This window comes from Mycobacterium sp. ELW1 (assembly GCF_008329905.1).
Classification (GTDB): domain Bacteria; phylum Actinomycetota; class Actinomycetes; order Mycobacteriales; family Mycobacteriaceae; genus Mycobacterium.
In genome coordinates this window covers 5,577,716-5,595,354 of record NZ_CP032155.1, presented here as the reverse complement: position 1 = coordinate 5,595,354, position 17,639 = coordinate 5,577,716, and the positions used below count along the sequence as shown (strand labels likewise).

Below are 17,639 nucleotides of genomic sequence, written 5' to 3'. Positions count from 1 at the left end.
CTGCATAACACGCGCTACCCACTGTTGGTTGACGCTGACATCACGTCGATTCCGGTCAGCCATTGGGTTCGGTACCGACGAGTGATACGAAGGACACGCATTCTCCGGGCCCACCGCCGAGGTTGTGGGTAAGCCCGATGGTCTTGCCGGAGTCGAGCGTGGTGATCCTGCGGTTTGCCGGGGCCTCGCCGCGTAGCTGCAACCAGCATTCGAAGAGCATGCGCAGCCCGCTGGCTCCGACCGGGTGGCCAAACGCTTTGAGCCCTCCGTCTGGATTCACCGGCAACGAGCCATCGAGGTCGAACACTCCGTCCAGCACTGCTCTCCATGCAGTGCCCCGCTCGGCGAACCCGAGGTCTTCCATGAGGACCAGCTCGGTGACGGTAAAGCAGTCGTGGACTTCTGCCATGGCGATGTCGCGCGACGGGTCGGTGATCCCCGCCTCGGCGTAGGCATTGCGGGCCGACGCTACGACTTCGGGGAACGTTGTGAAGTCATATGCGGGATCGACATTGCCGTCGGCAGCCCCGGCAACCAACGACAGGGCTTTGATGTAGAGCGGCCTGTCGGTGTACTTGTGGGCATCTTCGGCGCGCACGACGATTGCGGCGGCCGCACCATCGGAGACGCCGGAGCAGTCGAACACTCCCAACTGACCGGCAACCAGCGGCGAGCAGGAGATCGTGTCAGCGGACACTTCCTTGCGGAATTGTGCGCGCGGGTTGCGGGCCCCGTTGTGGTGGTTCTTCCAGGCGATGCGAGTGATGACTTCTTTGAGTTCGTCGGCATCAACGCCGTACTTTTGCGCGTAGGCCGGCCCGAGGAGGCTGAAATTAGCTGGGGCGCTGGTGGTTCCGAGGGTGCCCCCGGTGCCGTCGGAGGGTATTGAGGGTCGCAGAAGGCCGGAAAATCCGGAGTCCTTCAACTTCTCGACGCCGACCGCCATGGCGATGTCGTAGGCGCCACTGGCCACGGCATAGGACGCATTGCGCAGTGCCTCTGATCCGGTGACGCACATGTTCTCCACGCGGGTGACCGGCTTGCCGTGCAGCCGCAGCGGCCTGCTCAAGCTCAATCCGGACAAGCCCGATGTGTAAGTACCCAGCCAGAACGCATCAATATCGGCCAGCCGTACCGCGGCGCTGGTGGTGGCGGTGACCGCGTCGATCAGCAGATCGTCGCCCGAGCGATCCCAATGTTCGCCGAAGTCGGTGCACCCCATCGCGACGATCGCGACCCGGTCGCAAATTCCGTGCGCGGCCATCTCAGCTCTCCTCAGTCTGGTGGCGGACTGGGCGCGCTTTCCAGAAGTAGTTGTGTACGCCGGTCTCCGATGTGGTCAACCGCCGAAACGTCATTTCGACTTCGTCGCCGATCGCGACTGCCGGCCCACTGTCGGTGAGTTCGCATCGGAAGCGGCCGCCGCCGTGGAAGTCGACAACGGTGGCGATCATCGGTGGGCTCGGAGTGTAGGCAAGGCGATCGATGGTGTAGGTCGCCACCCGCGCGGGAATATCGGCCATCGGCTGGGCACGCATGCGATCAGCGGAGCCGCAGTGGAAGCAAATCCGCGCGGGCGGCAAGTGCACGGTCTGGCATTCCTCACAGCGGGAGCCGACAAAGCCGTACTTCCAGCCCTCCGACCGATGACTCGGCGGCCCCGCGGGCGAATCGGGCTCGGGCCGGCGCGGTGGTTCTCGGCGCAGCATTCCGCGCCAGGTCAGAAACGTCGCATAGCTCAACGAGTCGTCCCCGGAACGAATTTGCGCGCGGACAGTGGGACTTTGCGATCGCCGGCGTCCGAGGGCTTCGGTGGTGCGCAGCAGCAGCGTCGATGCGCCATCAGCCAAGACGACCACCGCGATCACCTCGTTCGGCTTGGCACGTTCGAGCACGTCGGCAAGAAGAACGCCGGCTTGGGCGGTTCCTGAGTTACCGATCGCTGAGGTCAGGTCGGAGGCCACGGCATCACGCGGCACACCACTGTTCGCTGCAAATTGGCGGTTGGCCCGCACCGACAACCCGCACACGATGAGGTGATCTATTGAATCGCCAGTCAGGTCGGCTTGCTTGAGTGCAGCGGAAAACGCCTCCATGGCCAACGGAACGTACACATGCTCGCCGAAGCGCTCTTCCCATACCCGCGAGGTCGTAGCGCCCGGAGTGCGCCACCGATCAAGGAATTCGTCAGTAACTGAGGCGGTGGCGACCAGTTCGGCCAGGACAGGTGCGTCCTCGGTTTCGGGACCGAACAGGACCGCCGCGGCTGCGTCCCCGCCTTGCTTCTCGTCGGCGCTGCCGGGCAGTCCGGAACGAATGTCTGCAAACACAGCCAAGACGCCGTCAGTTGAATCAGCGGCTGCCAGCAGTGTGCCGACCGCCGAGCGGGGAGCGCCGCCGAAGTCCACAGCGAGGGCGTCGCGGGGAAGACCGACCGCGGCGTGGATGATCGCCGAATTGGACTTGTCGAGATAGGCGGGCTCGGTGGTGGCGAAATACAGCCGTTTCGGTGTCACCACAGGGCTGAGACCGCGCAGTACCGCCCTCGCCGCCTCCACAGCCATGGACGTGGTGTCCTCATCGTAGGACGCCACCGACCGCGTGCCGGCCGGCTGCGCACCGCCTAAGACGGATCCGATTTCGCTGTGGCGCAGGCGGTAGTGGGGCAGGTAGGCCGCACATCCCACCACGCCCCGGACGGCGCGCCCCGAGAAATTCGACATGCGGTAGAATCTAATCTAATTCTGGTTAGGATTCAACCGCGTGTGCGCCGATGGCGAAGGGAGGAGCAGAGGCCCCGGGCCGGCCCTCAGGGTGGCGGACCCAGGGCGAGTATCGACGGTCCTGCCGAGCTGGTCTGGTGAACCTCAGCGCCGCGCCCGCGCTTCCCCGATCAGGCGTATCGGTTTGGTACTCAACACGATTCGTCGTCGCGTGGCATCGTATGGGCACCTGGCGGGCAGTTGCCCGACGCTGTGAAACATCAGTGCCCCCAGCGACTACCGCGGGCTGGGCGTATCGACCGCACCCTGTGACTGCTGCCAGCGACAGGGCGCCGTCGCGGCAAGCGCCGAAGGGCCGAGGCGACCGACACGCGCATATGTGACCGATAACCACGTCACTACTGAAAGGCACGCTGAATGAAGCGACTGATTTTCGAGTCCGAACACGAGCAGCTGCGCGAAACAACGCGCGTGTACATCGACCAGGTCGTGGCACCTCAGGCCGAGAAGTGGGAACGCGATCGGCTCGTGGACCGTTCGGCCTACACCGAAGCTGGCAAGTACGGTCTCATCGGCTTCAATCTGCCGGAGCAGTATGGCGGCGGCGGCACTGACGACTTCCGCTTCAATGCGGTGATCGTCGAGGAACTTGCCAAGTTCGGCTCCGCGACCCCGGCGCTGAATCTGCAGAACGACATCGTTGCCCCCTACCTCAAATCGCTTGCTAACGAAGAGCAGCGGGCACGCTGGCTGCCCGGCTACGTCACCGGCGAGATCATCGGCGCGATTGCGATGAGCGAGCCGGGCGCTGGCAGCGATTTGGCCGGGATACGAACCACCGCCGTCCGCGACGGCGACGACTGGATTCTGTCTGGTTCGAAGACCTTCATCTCGGCGGGCTTCAATTCTGACTTGGTGATCGTGGTGGCTCGTACCGACCCCGAGGCGGGACATAAGGGATTTTCACTGCTGGTCGTCGAGCGTGATATGCCGGGATTCAGCCGCGGCCGCAAGCTCGACAAGATGGGCCTGCACGCCCAGGACACAGCCGAACTGCATTTCGACAATGTGCGTGTGCCCGGCGAAAACCTCCTGGGCGAGGAGAACAGGGGCTTCTACCATCTCATGCACAACCTGCCCGCTGAGCGGCTGTCCATCGCCTTGGGCGCGGTGGCCGCAGCGCGGGAGACGTGGCGGCAAACGCTGCAATATGCCAAGGACCGCAAGGCCTTCGGGCAGCCCGTCGGAAGTTTTCAGCACAACAGGTTTGTGCTTGCCGAGTTGGACACCGAGTTGGACATAGCCGAGCAGTTTCTCGACCGGTGTCTACGCGGTGTGGTGGACGGCGATTTGGATGCTGTCCAGGCCGCGAAGGCCAAGTGGTGGTGCACCGAGCTGGCCAAGAAGGTTGTCGACGCGTGCGTGCAGCTGCACGGTGGCTACGGCTACATGAACGAATACAAAGTGGCCAAAGATTACGTCGATGTCCGTGTCCAGACCATCTTCGGAGGTACCACCGAAATCATGAAAGACATCATCGGGCGCGACTTGGGGGTCTAGCACCCTATTGGCAGTAAGACGGGGTAACGGGATGACGTTCCTGCGCCGGGATGGTCACGTAGGCGTGATCTCCGTTACCCCGTCGAAAACAAGACTGGCGACCTGTCGAGCCAGGTCCTCGGGCGATAATGCGCCGCTCGGCTGGTACCACTCGACCGCCCAGTTCAATGTGCCGGTGATCAGCATGGTGGTGACCGCAGGGTCAACATCACTTCTGACTTCGCCGGAGGCGATGGCATCCTCGAGCAGCCCGCGAAGATAATCGAGGTAGGCCCGCTGATAGGCGACTGTCTGCTCACGAACACTGTCGGGGATCTGGCCCAGGATGCGGACGAGCGCTGAGGTGTACGTCGTGTTGCGCAACACCGACATCAGGTGGGCTGTCAAAGCGGTGGACAGGCGTGTCAGTGCGGTGGCCCCGGCCGGCAGCGAGGCCACACTCAGGCGGGCCAGATCGTCGGTGCGTTTCCAGGCGACCATAACCATCTGCAGGACCAAATCCTCGCGGGACTTGAAGTAGTAATACATGCTGCCGGTCTGGATGCCGGCGCCCTCCGCGACGTCGACTAAGCGAGTACCGGCGTAACCTTTGTCTCGGAAAACGTCGGCGGCTGCGTCGAGGATCCGTTGGGCCCCTTCGGCCTTCACGTGTTCGCTGCTGCCGTCACGCAGGACTTGTTCCTCGGCCCGCGTGTAGGCGGCGAGATCCTCGTCGATTGAGCGGGTGGCTTGCCGATGCACGGCCAGGCCGTCGAGGAATAAGGAATCCACCTGCTGTTTGAGCTCGGCGGTCGACATCCCGCCGTCTCGGGGGTGAAACCAATCGGGCACCGAGTTGATTGCGCCGAGCAGCAGCAGGCGCAGTGTGGAACCGTCAAGGTCCGAGCGGAACTGCCCCGATTTCCGGGCATTGTCGACGAGTGAGCGCCAGAACTCGCCGTATTCACGCTGCTCATGAATACGGCGTTTGCGAATCTCTTCCGGCACCTGCCCGATAATCCGAATTGTTGCCGCGGTGTAATCACCGATCTCGAGAACCGAGTCGAGGTGCGCGGAGATGGCTTCGCGGAGCCGGTCGAGATCGGGGGCGTCCTCAGGCAGCCCGGCGACGCGTCGCCGGACGAAGCCGCTGGTGCGTTCCTGACCGACGCGAAGCATTTCTTCGACGAGTTGTTCGCGTGACGGGAAATGGTAATAGAGGCTGCCGGTTTGGGTGTTGGCCGCGGCCGCGACATCAGACAACCGGGTGCCCGCGTAACCTTTGTTGCGGAAAATGAGGGCGGCGGAGTCCAGGATGCGGGCCCGGGTCGCGACGGCCTTCTTCCCGGGGCGGGTTCGTCGATTAGCCATCTGTGAACAACACGCTCCTTGGTTCCCATTTGCGGGCCATCGTCATCGCAGACGATTCTATGCGAGTTTTGGCCATTGCAGGAGATTGCGGTGCAGTGATTATCGCCGCATCGTGGGTTTCTTTGCTGTACAGCGAGGGGCTCGCCAGCGTGGCGGGTGTCTGATGCGCGGTTGACTCTAATCTGAATTAGGTTAGAATAACTCTTCGGGCTCGGGTGGAGCCGCTGAAAGGAGCGCTACGCCACATGATCAAGCTGTTGGAAGGTATCCGCGTACTCGAATGCGCGATGCTGCCCACGGGTGACCAGACCAGCAGGCTGCTTGGCGATCTCGGCGCCGACGTCATCAAAATCGAGCGACCGGGGACCGGCGATTACCTGCGCGAGCTGGGTGACCGCATCACCGACCAGAACAGCGTGTTTCACCTGTTCTGTAATCGCAACAAGCGCAGCGTCGAACTGAACCTCCGATGCGATGAGGGACGCGGAGTCTTCTTCGAACTGCTCAAGACCGCCGACATCTTCGTGGATGGATTCGCCGGTGACGCCTGCGACAAACTGGGTATCGGGTACCCCGCGCAGCGAGCGAGCAAGCCCGACATCATCTATTGCCAGGCCAACGGGTTCGGCACCCGCGGCAGCTACAGTCAAATCCCCGTCCACGGCTACATGATGGGCGCGGTCGCCGGACAGTCACAGCTTCGGGTGTCCGATGACGGTGTGGTCACTGAGGTGGTCAATCCCCAGGGACTGTATTTTTCCGGCTCGATCGACGGGCCGTTGTCGACTGCGCTCTACGCCGCCCTCACCGCCGTGGCTGCACTGCGACACCGAGACACGACCGGACAGGGCTGTTACATCGACGCTGCAGGTGCCGACGCGGTGCTGGCCAACCAGAGCCTGGACGCGGTGCTGGCATGGAATCGCGACCGCATCACCGATCGGCGCAACCCCCCACCGCCGGTCGGGCTCGATCCGCGGCGACGCCCGAAGTACACCTACTACCAGACCAAAGACGACAAGATCGTGCTCATCGCTGCTATCGAGCACAAGTTCTGGGAGAACTTCTGCCGGGCGATCGAGCGCGAGGACCTGCTCGACGCCCAGAACAAGACGTTCGCCGTGGACTTCGCGGACGGCGGCAAGGCCGACCTTCTCGACGAGCTGATCCCGGTGTTCCGTTCCCGCACCGCCGCGGAATGGATGGACATCGCCCGGGTGCACGACATCCCGCTGTGTCCGGCGAACTCCAAGACCGACGCGTTGAGCGACCCCCATCTGCTCGTTCGCGAGATCATCCACCACTCCGATCATCCGGTGGCCGGTCCCTACACCAGCACGGGCTGGCCCGCCCCGGTCAGCGGCCAACCCTTCGACATCACACGGCCGGCACCCGCCCTGGGTGAACACACCGAAGGAGTCCTTGCCGAAATCGGTTATAGCGCAGCCGATGTGGCAGCGCTTCACGAGCGTGGCGTCATCTGACCATGGTGATGCGTGCACCCAGCCCCGTGCCGTTAACCGCACTGCCCACCCGGGTGACCATTTACGAGGTCGGGCCGCGAGACGGTCTGCAAAACGAAAAAGCCGTCATCACAGCAGATACCAAGATTGAGTTCATCCAACGATTGGGCGCCGCCGGCCTGCAGACCATCGAGGCGGCCGGGTTCGTGCACCCGGGCCGCGTCCCGCAGCTCGCCGACGCCGAAAAGGTGATTGACGGACTAGATCTGGACGCAGGCCGACGTCACCCGGTGCTGGTTCCAACGGTCAGCGGACTTGATCGAGCGTTAAACCACGGAGTTCGCGACATCGCTGTGTTCGCCAGCGCGACTGAAACGTTCTCCCGCCGCAACTTGGGTCGCAGCATCGACGAGTCGTTGGCGATGTTCGCCCCGGTGGTGCAGCGGGCGCGAGAGGCCGGCGTCAGCGTGCGCGCCTACGTCTCCATGTGTTGTGGGGATCCCTGGGAGGGTCCGGTTGCGGTTGAACAAGTGGTTGATGTCGCGACGCGAATGATGGACCTGGGGTGCGATCAGCTAGCGCTGGGCGACACGATCGGAGTCGGAACACCCGGCCAGGTCCGAACCCTCATCGACGCGGTGGTGGCGGCGGGCATCAACGTTGACGCGATCGCCGTGCACTTTCACGACACCTACGGGCAAGCGCTGGCCAATGTGTTCGCGGCATTGCAGTCAGGCGTCAGCACGGTGGACTCCTCGGCAGGTGGGTTGGGCGGCTGTCCGTTCGCGGACAGCTCGGCAGGCAACCTGGCCACCGAAGACGTGGTGTGGATGTTGGAGGGCCTGGGAATCGCGACAGGCATCGACTTAGCGCAGCTCGTATCGACAAGCCTCTGGATGGCCGAACGTCTCGGAAAGCCATGCGTATCCCGTGCGGTGCGCGCGTTGGCGGGCAATGACCGGCAACAGCAGTCGGCGCCCGCCGCCGAAGGGGTGGCGGTCAGTTGATGGGAAATCTCGACGTGCCCCTCAGCGAGCTACGGAACGCGTTGCGCGGCTGGATCGCCGACAACGCCCCCGCCGGCCTGACGGATTTAATTGATTGGCGGCTGCGCGCCGACCTGCCTGGCTCGGTGAGCAGCCTGCAGAGTGAATCCGACCTCGCCGCGGCACACGCGGACCCCGTCTTTCAGGAGTGGGAACGGCGCTGCGCCGAGGCGCGGCTGATCTGCCCCGCGTGGCCGACCGAATATGGCGGACGTGGTTGGGACACACCGCAGATGACCGTCCTCGACGAGGAGTTCTACCGCGCCGGTGTCCCGCGGGTCGACCGGGTGCAGGGCGAGTCGATGGTCGGACCGTCGATCATTCTGCACGGCACCGAGGAACAAAAAGCCTATTACCTGCCGCGGATCATCTCGGGGGAACACCGCTACTGCCAAGGGTTCTCCGAGCCCGGATCGGGATCGGACCTCGCATCGGTACGCACCCGCGCCGTGGTGCAGGGTGATCGGCTCTTAATCACCGGTCAGAAAGTGTGGACCTCGAGGTTCACCACGGCCAACATGATCTTCGTTCTGTGCCGCACCGATCCCACCGCGGCCAAACACCGCGGGTTGTCCTACGCGATCACCGAGTTCACCCCGGGCCACAACGGTGTCGAGGTCCGCCCGATCCGGCAGTTGACCGGCGCCGAGGAATTCGCGGAAGTGTTCTTCGACAACACCGAGGCACCCCTGTCTGGGGTGATCGGCGGTCTCGGCCGGGGCTGGCAGGTCGTCCAGTCCACCCTCGGATTCGAGCGGGGGGGAGCCGGTCGCGCGACCACGATGGTCCTGCAGGCCCGCGAACGTGAACTCGAACAACTCGTCGACCTGGCGCGACAGCAGGGCCGGGCCCGTGATCCGTGGGTGCGGCGCGAGCTGGCCTGGGCCAAAACCCAGGTCGCGATCATGCGCAGCAGCTGGCAACGGACGGTGGCCGAGGTCGAGGCCGGCGGCCAGCCCGGCCGGCAGATGTCCACCTGGAAATTGGGGTGGAGCGAATATCACCTACGGCTGGGGGCGCTGGCTCTGGCGATCGCCGGCCCGTCAGCCATTCTGCGCCCACCCGGACCCGACTACCGCCTGGGACGATGGCAAGACACCTTTCTGGTCGCTCACTCGGGCACCATCTATGCCGGCACCAGCGAGGTGCAACGCAACATCATCGGCGAGCAGGTACTCGGACTTCCCCGCGAGCCCCGAGTGCAGGAGACCCAGCCGCGATGAGCTCCAAGGGCATGGCACCCAATACCGACGCCTTCCAATTCCCGGTTGAGCGTGGGCACATCCAGATGTTCGCCCGGGCGCTGGGCGACGACAATCCCGTCTACTTCGACGACGACGATGAGCTCACTTGCCGCCGGGGAGGCGTGGTGGCCCCGCCGACGTTCGTCGCAGCAGCCGCGCAGTTCGACCCGGAATGGCCCTACCGCCCCAAGCCCGGTGTCGCCTGGAACGGCTCGGGCCGTGGTCCCGGTTTCGCCCCGCCGTCGTCGGGAGCCGGAACAAGCCTTCACGCCGAGCAGCACTACGAGTTTCACACCTCGGTGCGCCCCGGCGACGTGTTGACCGTCTCCCGCCAAGCGGGCCGGACCTGGGAGAAACACAGCCCGCGCGGTGGAACCCTGTCCTTCTCCGAGGAGATCACCCGCTTCGTCAATCAGCGGGGGGAGATCGCGGTCACCGCCCGCCGGGTACGAGTAATCACCGAAAGAGCGGTGGCACCGTGAAGCTCATCGAATTATCGACCGGCGATCGACATGAGACAGTCGTCGTAGAGCAGCTGTCACGCACCCAAATCGTGATGTACGCCGGTGCATCTGGCGACTACAACCCCTTGCACACCGACGAGGTGTACGCCACCGAAGTGGCCGGCTATCCCAGCGTCATCGCCCACGGTCAACTCACCATGGGCCTGACCGCAAAGGTGATAACGGACTGGATCGAGGACGCCGAGCTGCGTGGTTTCGGGGTGCGGTTCCGGCGACAAGTCTGGCCTGGCGACACCCTGACTTCGATCGCCACGGTCAGTGCCATAACCGACCGTCACGGATCGCGCACCGTTGACCTAGAGCTATCGACGCTCAACCAGCACGGTGAGTCGGTCATGACCGGTTATGCACAACTGCAGGCCCAAGGCCCGCCGGATGGATAGGCCGCTAGCCCTGGTCGCCGGCGGCAGTGGTGGGATCGGATCTGCGATCTGCCACGCCCTGGCCTGCGACGGCTTCGACGTCGCCCTGACCTACCGGCATAACCCCGAAGCCGCGTCCCAGTCCGCCGACGGTGTGCGCTCGGCCGGCGCCGAGGCATCGGTGCACCAGCTCGACCTCACTGACGCCGATGCCACGGCCGCGCTGGTGGAGCGGATGCCGCGGCTAGACACGGTGGTCTATGCCGCGGGCCCCCCAATCCCGATGGGGTATACCGCCCAAATCACGCCGCAGCAGTTCGCTCATCAACTATCGGCCGATGCGGTGGCCTGCTTCAACCTGCTGCGCCCCTCGATCCAACCGTTGCGCGTCAGTCGGGGTTCGATCGTGGCCCTGGTGACGACCGCGTTGCTGCGGTACGCCACCCGAGATCTCCTATCAGCCTGCCCCAAAGCCGCCGTGGAACAGTTGGTCCGGGCCATCGCCGCCGAAGAGGGCAAGAATGGGGTGCGCGCCAACTGCGTAGGGGTGGGCGTCATCGCGGCCGGCATCCTCGACGACCTCATCGCTAGCGGCGACTATCACGAACAGGCACTGGAGGCGGCCCGGCGCGCGATTCCGATGCGGCGATTCGGTTCGGCCGCTGAGTTGGCCGACGTCGTGGCGTTCCTCGCCGGGCCTGGAGCGGCCTACGTCACCGGACAAACCCTTCGGGTCGATGGCGGCTATTCAGTCTGATCGCCGAGTTGTTCTCATTCCCGATCTGTCGGCGGTCGGCCTGGGGTGTGTGACCGGCCGTTTCGGAGCGGGAGAGCCACGATCGGACCGTCCTGCACTCTCTGCCACAGCGACCGGATTCTCTTCGGGGACAGCCACCCCAAGCACCGGCCCGTGGGCACCAGCAGTCACTGACCCCGCTCGAAGCGAAGCTCAGCAGACGGCTCAGATATTCATCGCTGCAGCGATGACCTCACGGTGGTAGCCGACGCCGCCCAGCAAGGCCTCAGATGCTTTGGCTCGCTTCAGATACAGATGCGCGGGGTGTTCCCAGGTATATCCGACGCCGCCATGGATTTGGACCATAGCGCTTGCCGCAGAAGCGAATACCTCTGAACAATGTGCGTAGGCCAGCGACGACGCCAGTGCCTCGTCGTAGCCCTCGATGATCGCGGTCATTGCATAGTAGGCGGCCGAGCGGGCGGATTCCACGTCGACCAACATGTCGGCGCACCGATGCTTGATGGCCTGGAAGCTGCCGATAGGCCGCCCGAACTGTGTGCGCACCTTCGCGTAGTCGACCGAGACGTCCAGGCAATATGCGGCACCGCCGAGCTGTTCGGCAGCCAGACAGACCGCCGCCCGCTGCAAAGTGCGCCCCAGCGCTTCGGTGCTGTCCTCCTCGACGTTGCCCAAGAGTCGGGCCGGTGTGTCGTCGAACGCCACCTCAGCCACCTGGCGGGTCATGTCCAGCGTCGGTATCGCCGTGCGCCGCAGGCCCTCCGCTTCGGTGGCCTCCACGGTGAACAGAGATACCGTGCCGGAATCGGTTCGGCGCGCCGAGGCCACAATCAGTTGGGCGGTATGCCCATCGACAACGAGGGTCTTCGTTCCCCGTAGCCGATAGATCGCACCGTCTGGAGTAGCTTCGGTGTCAGCTTCCCATGGCGTCCACGCGTCGGTTCGTTCGGCGAACGCCAGTGCGGCTCGAACCTCTCCCGACGCGATACCCGGCAGCAGGCGCTCGCAGTCCTCATCGGTACCGCACTCCAGAATCGCGTGCGCTCCCAAGGCAATTGAGGAGAAGAACGGGGCGCACAGCAGCGCGCGGCCCATCTCCTCCATGACCAGGCACAACTCAACCAACGAAAAGCCCGCTCCTCCGAATCGCTCCGGTATGGCGAGCGACGGCAGGCCAAGTTCACTGCCCATCTGGGACCACACCGCGGCGTCGAAGCCGTCGGGGGTGTCCATCAACCGATGGACCTCCGCTATCGGTGACTTGGCCTCACAGAACTTGCGGACGGTCTGCTGCAGTTGCTGCTGTTCGTCGGAGAGCGCGAACGTCAACGGTGTTCTCCCGTCCTCGATGTGGATTCTAAGTTAGCACAGACTATTGCGCCCCGGAATAGCCGCAATATCCCTACTGAGCGTTGACTTATTACCAAAATCTGTGTAGAAAAAAGTGACGGGCACGGGTTGAGCGGGCCACGCGGGGATACGCCAAGAGAGGTGGGCGCAGGTGTCTGACGGAGACGGCGTGGAGCTGGTGCGACGGTTCACCACTTCACTGGCGAGCGGCGACCTCGACGCTTGCATCGCGTTACTCGACGATGCCAACGTATTTTCTGAGTCCGCGAGCTTGCCGTTCGGCGGCGACTACGTGGGCGGCGAAGGCTTCCGGCAGCTGCTGGGCAACGTTGGTCGCGACTTTCGTGTGGAGCTGGATCCGCCAGAGATCGCCGGGGCTAACGATTGGGTCGCGGTGGTTGTGCACGGCACGTTCACCTCGCGGCGAACCGGTCGCAGCATGCCCGTCGAGTGTGTCGACATTTACCGGCTAAGCGGAGACAAGATCGTCCGCGTCGACGTGCACTACAAAGATCCCGGCGCGCTGACGGAGCTGTGCCGCGAGTCCGCCGACCCGAGCGGGGGCTGCCCGCCCTCTGGGCAGTTGTCGTCCAACACATCTCAAACGAATCGAGGTGCGCTCACGTGAGCGAACATCAGCACGGGGAACAACCAGGGCATTGCACGGCGTTGCAGGCACTGGGCCACGAATACGACCACTACGATCCGCATTTCGCCCTCAACCCGCATCCGGACTACGCGGCGCTTCGGGCCAAATGCCCAGTAGCGCATACGGATAACTACGGCGGATTCTACGTGGTGAGCAAGTACGACGACATCTCCACGGTCCTTCATAACGCGCAAGTCTTCTCGTCGTGGCCAGCTGACACTCCTCCCACCCCGGGCCACACCCGGGCGCTGATTCCCCTGGAGGTCGATCCGCCGGAGCATCGCCGCTACCGGACGATCATCGACCCCCTGTTCCGCCCTCGGGCGATCGAGCATATCGCCGACGAAGTTCGCCGATATGCGGCTGAGCTTGTCGACGCCATGGTCGCCAAGCGGGAATTCGATTTCATGAAGGAATTTGCCGAGCCGTATCCGAGCTCGGTGTTCCTGCGCTTGGTGGGATTGGATTCTGATGCGGCTCAACGTGATCAGTTGTGCAGCTGGGCCAGCACCATCCTGCACACCACCACCAATGGTGTTGAGCACGGCGATGTGGAGGCTCAGACCGCCGCGAGACTCGAGGCAGGAAAGGCGCTCAACAATTTTCTGCGTGAGCTCCTCGACGACCGCCTGACCAACCCTGGCGACGACATCATCTCCTTCTTGACGACCGCGGAGATGCCTGGGGCGCGCAAGCTTGACTACCGCGAAATTCTGAACTTCGCCTACGTGATGGTGTTGGCCGGACTCGATACTGTTTCCACCGCAATCGGTTTCAGCTTCCTGCACCTTGCCCGTCGACCCGACTTGCAAGACAGAATCGCCGCTGACCCGTCGTTGATTCCGACCGCGATCGACGAACTCCTGCGCTACGAGCCGATTGTTCACGGCAGCCGTACCGTGACTGAACAGACGGTGCTCGGCGGGGTTGAACTACATCCCGGCGATCGCGTCGTCATACCGCTGGCGTCCGCGCACCGCGACGAAGACGTCTTCCCAGAGGCCGATCAACTGGTGATCGACCGAAACCCCGCCAAATCGATGGTCTTCGGCGCCGGTAACCACCGCTGCGTGGGCTCCCACTTAGCGCGGCTCGAGCTGAACATCGCCTTCGAGGAGATCTTCAAGAAAATGCCAAGGTTCTCCGTTCCCGACGACGCTCGGCTTGCTGCCCACGGTGGCCAGACGCGCAGCCTGATCACGTTGCCCTTCAGGACCGAGCGTGACTGAAACTATGGCTATCCTCGCCCCTCGTGCCGACGTCGCCAAGTTGTTCCTGGAACCGGCCTCGGTTGCCATTGTCGGTGTATCGACCAGTTCCGGCCAGGCCTACAAGGCCGGCGGTCGGGCGGTCCTCGAACACCTGAAGGTCTACGGGTACACCGGTCAGGTCTCGGTGATCCATCCCTCGGCAGACTCAGTTGACGGCGTTCCGGCGTTTGCCGCCCTGCGCGATTTGCCCACGGTGCCTGACGTCGTCGTCATTGCGGTGCCGGCCCATTCGGTCAAAGACGTGTTGGCCGAATGCGCTGACGTGGGTGTGCGGCAGGCCCTGATCCTGACGGCGGGATTCGCCGACATGGGCGAGACCGGCCACGAACTGGAGCGTAGCCTGCTCGACTTCGCCGCCGACAAGGGAATTCGTATCGTCGGGCCTAACAGCACCGGACTTGTCAACGTGCGCACCGGCCTTGCGATGAGCATGACGTCGGTTCTTACCGAAGGTGTTCCCATCGCCGCCGGGGGTATCGCGGTGATCGCTCAGAGCGGCGCGATCGGCAGCACCATCGTGGAGCGAGCTCGCGACGCCGAGGTCGGCATCTCCCATATCGTCAGCACCGGTAACCAGCGCGACATGGACATCCCCGACTTCATCTCCTATTTCGCGGGGCTCCCTGAGGTACACACCGTTGCCCTGTACATGGAATCGATTCGCGACGGCCGCCGCTTTTCGGCAGCGGTGAGCGAATTGCACGCCGCCGGCAAACGGCTGATCACCTATCTGGGTGGCCGTACCGCGGCGGGTGAGCAGGCCGCGGCGAGCCACACCGGCAAGATCATCGGCCGAGGAGGGCTGGAGCTGGCACTGCTGCGGGCGCTCGAGGTGACCGTGGTCGACGACCCCGACGATCTGTGGGTGCTGGGAGCGATGACCCCGCCGCGGCATCGCACGTTCCCGCGGCAATGGGGGATGGTCGCCTACTCCGGCGGTATGGCGGTATTGGCTACCGAACAGCTATCCAGCGCCGGAGTGGTCTTTCCCGCGCTGGGCGAGTCCACCGCTGCGCGGCTCAAAGCCCAGTTACCCAGCTTCGCTGCCATCCCCAATCCGCTCGACGTAGGGCCAGGCTCGATGCCCGTTCACTTCGGCGGGTATTTGATGGCCGTCGCTGAGGATCCCGCCGTGGAGGTGGTCTGCGTTCCGCTGCCGATGGGAGCGCGCGGGTGGAATTCCCAGAGTGTGGCCGACATCCTCGCGGTCGGGACCAAGACGGGCAAACCGTGCGTGGTGCTGTGGTACGGGGGGCGCGCGGTCGACCCCTACATCCACCAGCTGCGCGCGGCCGGCGTCCTGGTGGCCCAGCGCCCCTCGGACCTGGGGCGACTCGTCGGCGCGCTCCTCGGGCCTGGTCAGGTGCTTAACTCCGCGCCCGCGTCCGCCGGGCAGTCGCCATCAGCAGCGGTGACGATCGGCGGTGGGCGAGCGCTTCAACTGCTGGCCGACCATGGTTTGGATATTGCCCCGATGACGGTGTGCGACAGCACGTCTGCACCCCACGCGGCCGAAGCGCTGGGCTTCCCGGTGGTTGTGAAGTCTGCCGCTGAGGACATCACGCACCGCACCGAGCTGGGCTTGGTGGCAGTCAACCTGTCCACTGCCGCTCAAGTCGAGGACGCGGTATCACGGATGTCCACCAGCGATGAGGCCGCAAACCCAACGTGGCTCGTGCAGAAAATGGTGACCGCCGGGGTGGAGCTCATCTTGACCGTACGCGCCGCCGAAGGTCTCGGTGTGTTCGGCACCGTGGGAGTCGGCGGCGCTGCCGTCGAGGTGTACCGCGACGTGGAACACGTCCCGCTGCCGTGCGACCCTGACTCCTTGCATCAGGCCCTGAGCCGGCTGCGGCTCGCCGAATTGCTCTTCGGTTTCCGAGGCGGAAGCGCCGTGAACGAGGCATGGATTGCCGAGACGCTGAATCGGATGGGCGACCTGCTCGACACACGTGAATTCACAGAGATCGAGGTCAATCCTGCAATCGTGAACACTCGGGGCGGCGCGATCGTCGACGCGCTGTGCGTCTGCGCCGAATCATCACCCCTTGTTTCGACACCAAAATCTTAGTAGATTTAGGTGCATACTGCGTGCTTGTGCCTGCGTTGCTCCTTGTGAGCGCATTTTGATGAACGCCGAATTTTGGAGGACCACATGACCGACATCGATCAACTTCCCGTCCTGGACGTCGACCAGCACTACTACGAGCCGCTCGACGCCTTCACCCGGCACTGCCCCAAAGAGTGGCGCGAACGCACGGTGCAAACAGCGGTGATCGGCGGCCGTACCCGCCAGATCGTTGGCGGGAAGATCGACAACACCGTGACCAACCCCACCTTCGACCCCATCGTCAAGCCCGGAGTCATGGCCGAATACTTCCGCGGCAACCCGCACAAGCGCTCACTTCTGGACATCCTCTCCGAACGCGAGCCCATTCCGAGCCACTACCGCAACCGCGACGACCGCTTGGTCAAGATGGATGAGCAAGGTCTACAAGCGATTTGGATGCTGCCCTCGTTGGCGATGGGCTACGAGGAGGGACTACAGTTCGACCCCCCGCCGCCGCGCAAGCATTCAAGGCATTCAACCGCTGGCTGCTCGACGATTGGGGCTACAACTACAGAGACCGCATCTTCAGCTCGCCCTACCTGACCTTCGCCGACATCCCAACCACCATCGGTGAGATCGAACACGGGCTGGCTAACGACGCTCGAATTTTCGTGGTGCGCGCCCAGGCGACCTACACCAATGACGGCTGGCGTTCGCCCGGCGACCCGGCCTTCGACCCAATCTGGGCCCGCCTCGAGGAAGCCGGCGCCGTGGTGGTCGTGCACGTCGGCGAGGTCGGCGGATCAGGCCTAGACAAATACGTCCAGCACCGCACCAACATCATCGGCGACATCGCCTCCCCGCTGCAGATCGCCGTGGGCCACGAGCGTGCGATCGCCAACTATCTGGCAGCCCTGACGTGCGACAAGCTCTTTGAGCGCTTCCCCAACCTCAAGGTCGCCTCGGTGGAGAACGGCGCCGAGTTCCTGCCGCTCTCGGTTGCCGGGCTCAACCGAGCGGGCTTCCAACGGCCAGGCTACTTCGCCTCAGATCCCGTCGAGCAGTTCCGCGAGCACATTTGGGTGGCCCCGTTCTGGGAGGACAACCTGCTCGACGTCGTCGAACACATGGGCATCGATCACGTACTGTTCGGATCGGACTATCCGCACCCTGAAGGATTGGCCGAACCCCGGCAGTACGAGAAGGTCGCCGCCGAACTCAACGACCCGGTCGCCGAGCGCAAAGTCATGTGGGACACCGCGGCGAAACTCACGAAGCTGGCCTAGGCGA

At 64.0% G+C, this 17,639-nt stretch carries 16 protein-coding genes; 12 read left to right on the top strand and 4 right to left on the bottom strand.

The window, feature by feature from the left end; all coding sequences use genetic code 11:
- Positions 1-55: 55 nt before the first annotated feature.
- On the bottom strand, positions 56-1,264 hold the full coding sequence (locus tag D3H54_RS26835; RefSeq protein WP_149382703.1) for an acetyl-CoA acetyltransferase: 1,209 nt from the start codon (positions 1,262-1,264) through the stop codon (positions 56-58).
- 1 nt (position 1,265) lies between these two features.
- Complete coding sequence (locus tag D3H54_RS26830; protein WP_149382701.1) at positions 1,266-2,723, bottom strand: zinc ribbon domain-containing protein; 1,458 nt, start codon at positions 2,721-2,723, stop codon at positions 1,266-1,268.
- Between the two features lie 417 nt (positions 2,724-3,140).
- Here D3H54_RS26830 and D3H54_RS26825 point away from each other — a divergent pair, with 417 nt between their 5' ends.
- Entirely contained in the window at positions 3,141-4,283 is a 1,143-nt protein-coding gene (locus tag D3H54_RS26825; protein ID WP_149382699.1) for an acyl-CoA dehydrogenase family protein, read from the top strand.
- Between the two features lie 54 nt (positions 4,284-4,337).
- On the opposite strand, the gene D3H54_RS26820 is transcribed toward D3H54_RS26825, so the two are convergent.
- Positions 4,338-5,633, bottom strand: a complete 1,296-nt coding sequence (locus tag D3H54_RS26820) for a TetR-type transcription factor C-terminal domain-containing protein (RefSeq protein ID WP_149382697.1) — start codon at positions 5,631-5,633, stop codon at positions 4,338-4,340.
- Between the two features lie 245 nt (positions 5,634-5,878).
- Here D3H54_RS26820 and D3H54_RS26815 point away from each other — a divergent pair, with 245 nt between their 5' ends.
- The 6 genes from D3H54_RS26815 to D3H54_RS26795 are packed head-to-tail and all read left to right on the top strand — an operon-like array spanning position 5,879 to position 11,029.
- Positions 5,879-7,117, top strand: coding sequence for a CaiB/BaiF CoA transferase family protein (locus tag D3H54_RS26815; RefSeq protein WP_149382695.1), 1,239 nt, complete (start codon positions 5,879-5,881; stop codon positions 7,115-7,117).
- Positions 7,118-7,125: 8 nt separating this feature from the next.
- On the top strand, positions 7,126-8,103 hold the full coding sequence (locus tag D3H54_RS26810) for a hydroxymethylglutaryl-CoA lyase (protein WP_286199012.1): 978 nt from the start codon (positions 7,126-7,128) through the stop codon (positions 8,101-8,103).
- On the top strand, positions 8,103-9,365 hold the full coding sequence (locus tag D3H54_RS26805) for an acyl-CoA dehydrogenase family protein (RefSeq protein WP_149382691.1): 1,263 nt from the start codon (positions 8,103-8,105) through the stop codon (positions 9,363-9,365). Before D3H54_RS26810 ends, D3H54_RS26805 begins: the two co-directional genes overlap by 1 nt.
- On the top strand, positions 9,362-9,868 hold the full coding sequence (locus D3H54_RS31950; RefSeq protein ID WP_218566988.1) for an FAS1-like dehydratase domain-containing protein: 507 nt from the start codon (positions 9,362-9,364) through the stop codon (positions 9,866-9,868). Before D3H54_RS26805 ends, D3H54_RS31950 begins: the two co-directional genes overlap by 4 nt.
- Complete coding sequence (locus tag D3H54_RS31945) at positions 9,865-10,293, top strand: MaoC/PaaZ C-terminal domain-containing protein (RefSeq protein WP_286199011.1); 429 nt, start codon at positions 9,865-9,867, stop codon at positions 10,291-10,293. Before D3H54_RS31950 ends, D3H54_RS31945 begins: the two co-directional genes overlap by 4 nt.
- Positions 10,286-11,029, top strand: coding sequence for an SDR family NAD(P)-dependent oxidoreductase (locus D3H54_RS26795; RefSeq protein WP_149382687.1), 744 nt, complete (start codon positions 10,286-10,288; stop codon positions 11,027-11,029). Before D3H54_RS31945 ends, D3H54_RS26795 begins: the two co-directional genes overlap by 8 nt.
- A gap of 204 nt (positions 11,030-11,233) precedes the next feature.
- Here the strand turns inward: D3H54_RS26795 and D3H54_RS26790 are convergent, their stop codons facing one another.
- Positions 11,234-12,358: an acyl-CoA dehydrogenase family protein gene (locus D3H54_RS26790; protein WP_149382678.1), complete on the bottom strand. Its 1,125-nt coding sequence runs from the start codon at positions 12,356-12,358 to the stop codon at positions 11,234-11,236.
- Positions 12,359-12,530: 172 nt separating this feature from the next.
- Here D3H54_RS26790 and D3H54_RS26785 point away from each other — a divergent pair, with 172 nt between their 5' ends.
- From D3H54_RS26785 to D3H54_RS26770, 5 genes are all read left to right on the top strand, one after another.
- Complete coding sequence (locus D3H54_RS26785; RefSeq protein WP_149382676.1) at positions 12,531-13,007, top strand: nuclear transport factor 2 family protein; 477 nt, start codon at positions 12,531-12,533, stop codon at positions 13,005-13,007.
- Positions 13,004-14,257 (top strand): cytochrome P450, encoded by a 1,254-nt coding sequence (locus D3H54_RS26780; RefSeq protein ID WP_149382673.1) that lies wholly within the window; start codon positions 13,004-13,006, stop codon positions 14,255-14,257. The genes D3H54_RS26785 and D3H54_RS26780 overlap by 4 nt, the downstream gene beginning before the upstream one ends.
- Positions 14,250-16,370 carry an acetate--CoA ligase family protein gene (locus D3H54_RS26775; RefSeq protein WP_210419603.1) on the top strand — a complete coding sequence of 707 codons (2,121 nt, stop codon included), beginning with the start codon at positions 14,250-14,252 and terminating at the stop codon, positions 16,368-16,370. The genes D3H54_RS26780 and D3H54_RS26775 overlap by 8 nt, the downstream gene beginning before the upstream one ends.
- Before the next feature lie 84 nt (positions 16,371-16,454).
- A complete protein-coding gene (locus D3H54_RS32270; protein WP_353620040.1) occupies positions 16,455-16,952 on the top strand; it encodes a hypothetical protein in 498 nt (165 codons plus the stop codon).
- A complete protein-coding gene (locus tag D3H54_RS26770) occupies positions 16,895-17,635 on the top strand; it encodes an amidohydrolase family protein (RefSeq protein ID WP_353620060.1) in 741 nt (246 codons plus the stop codon). The genes D3H54_RS32270 and D3H54_RS26770 overlap by 58 nt, the downstream gene beginning before the upstream one ends.
- The last annotated feature ends 4 nt before the right edge of the window (positions 17,636-17,639 follow it).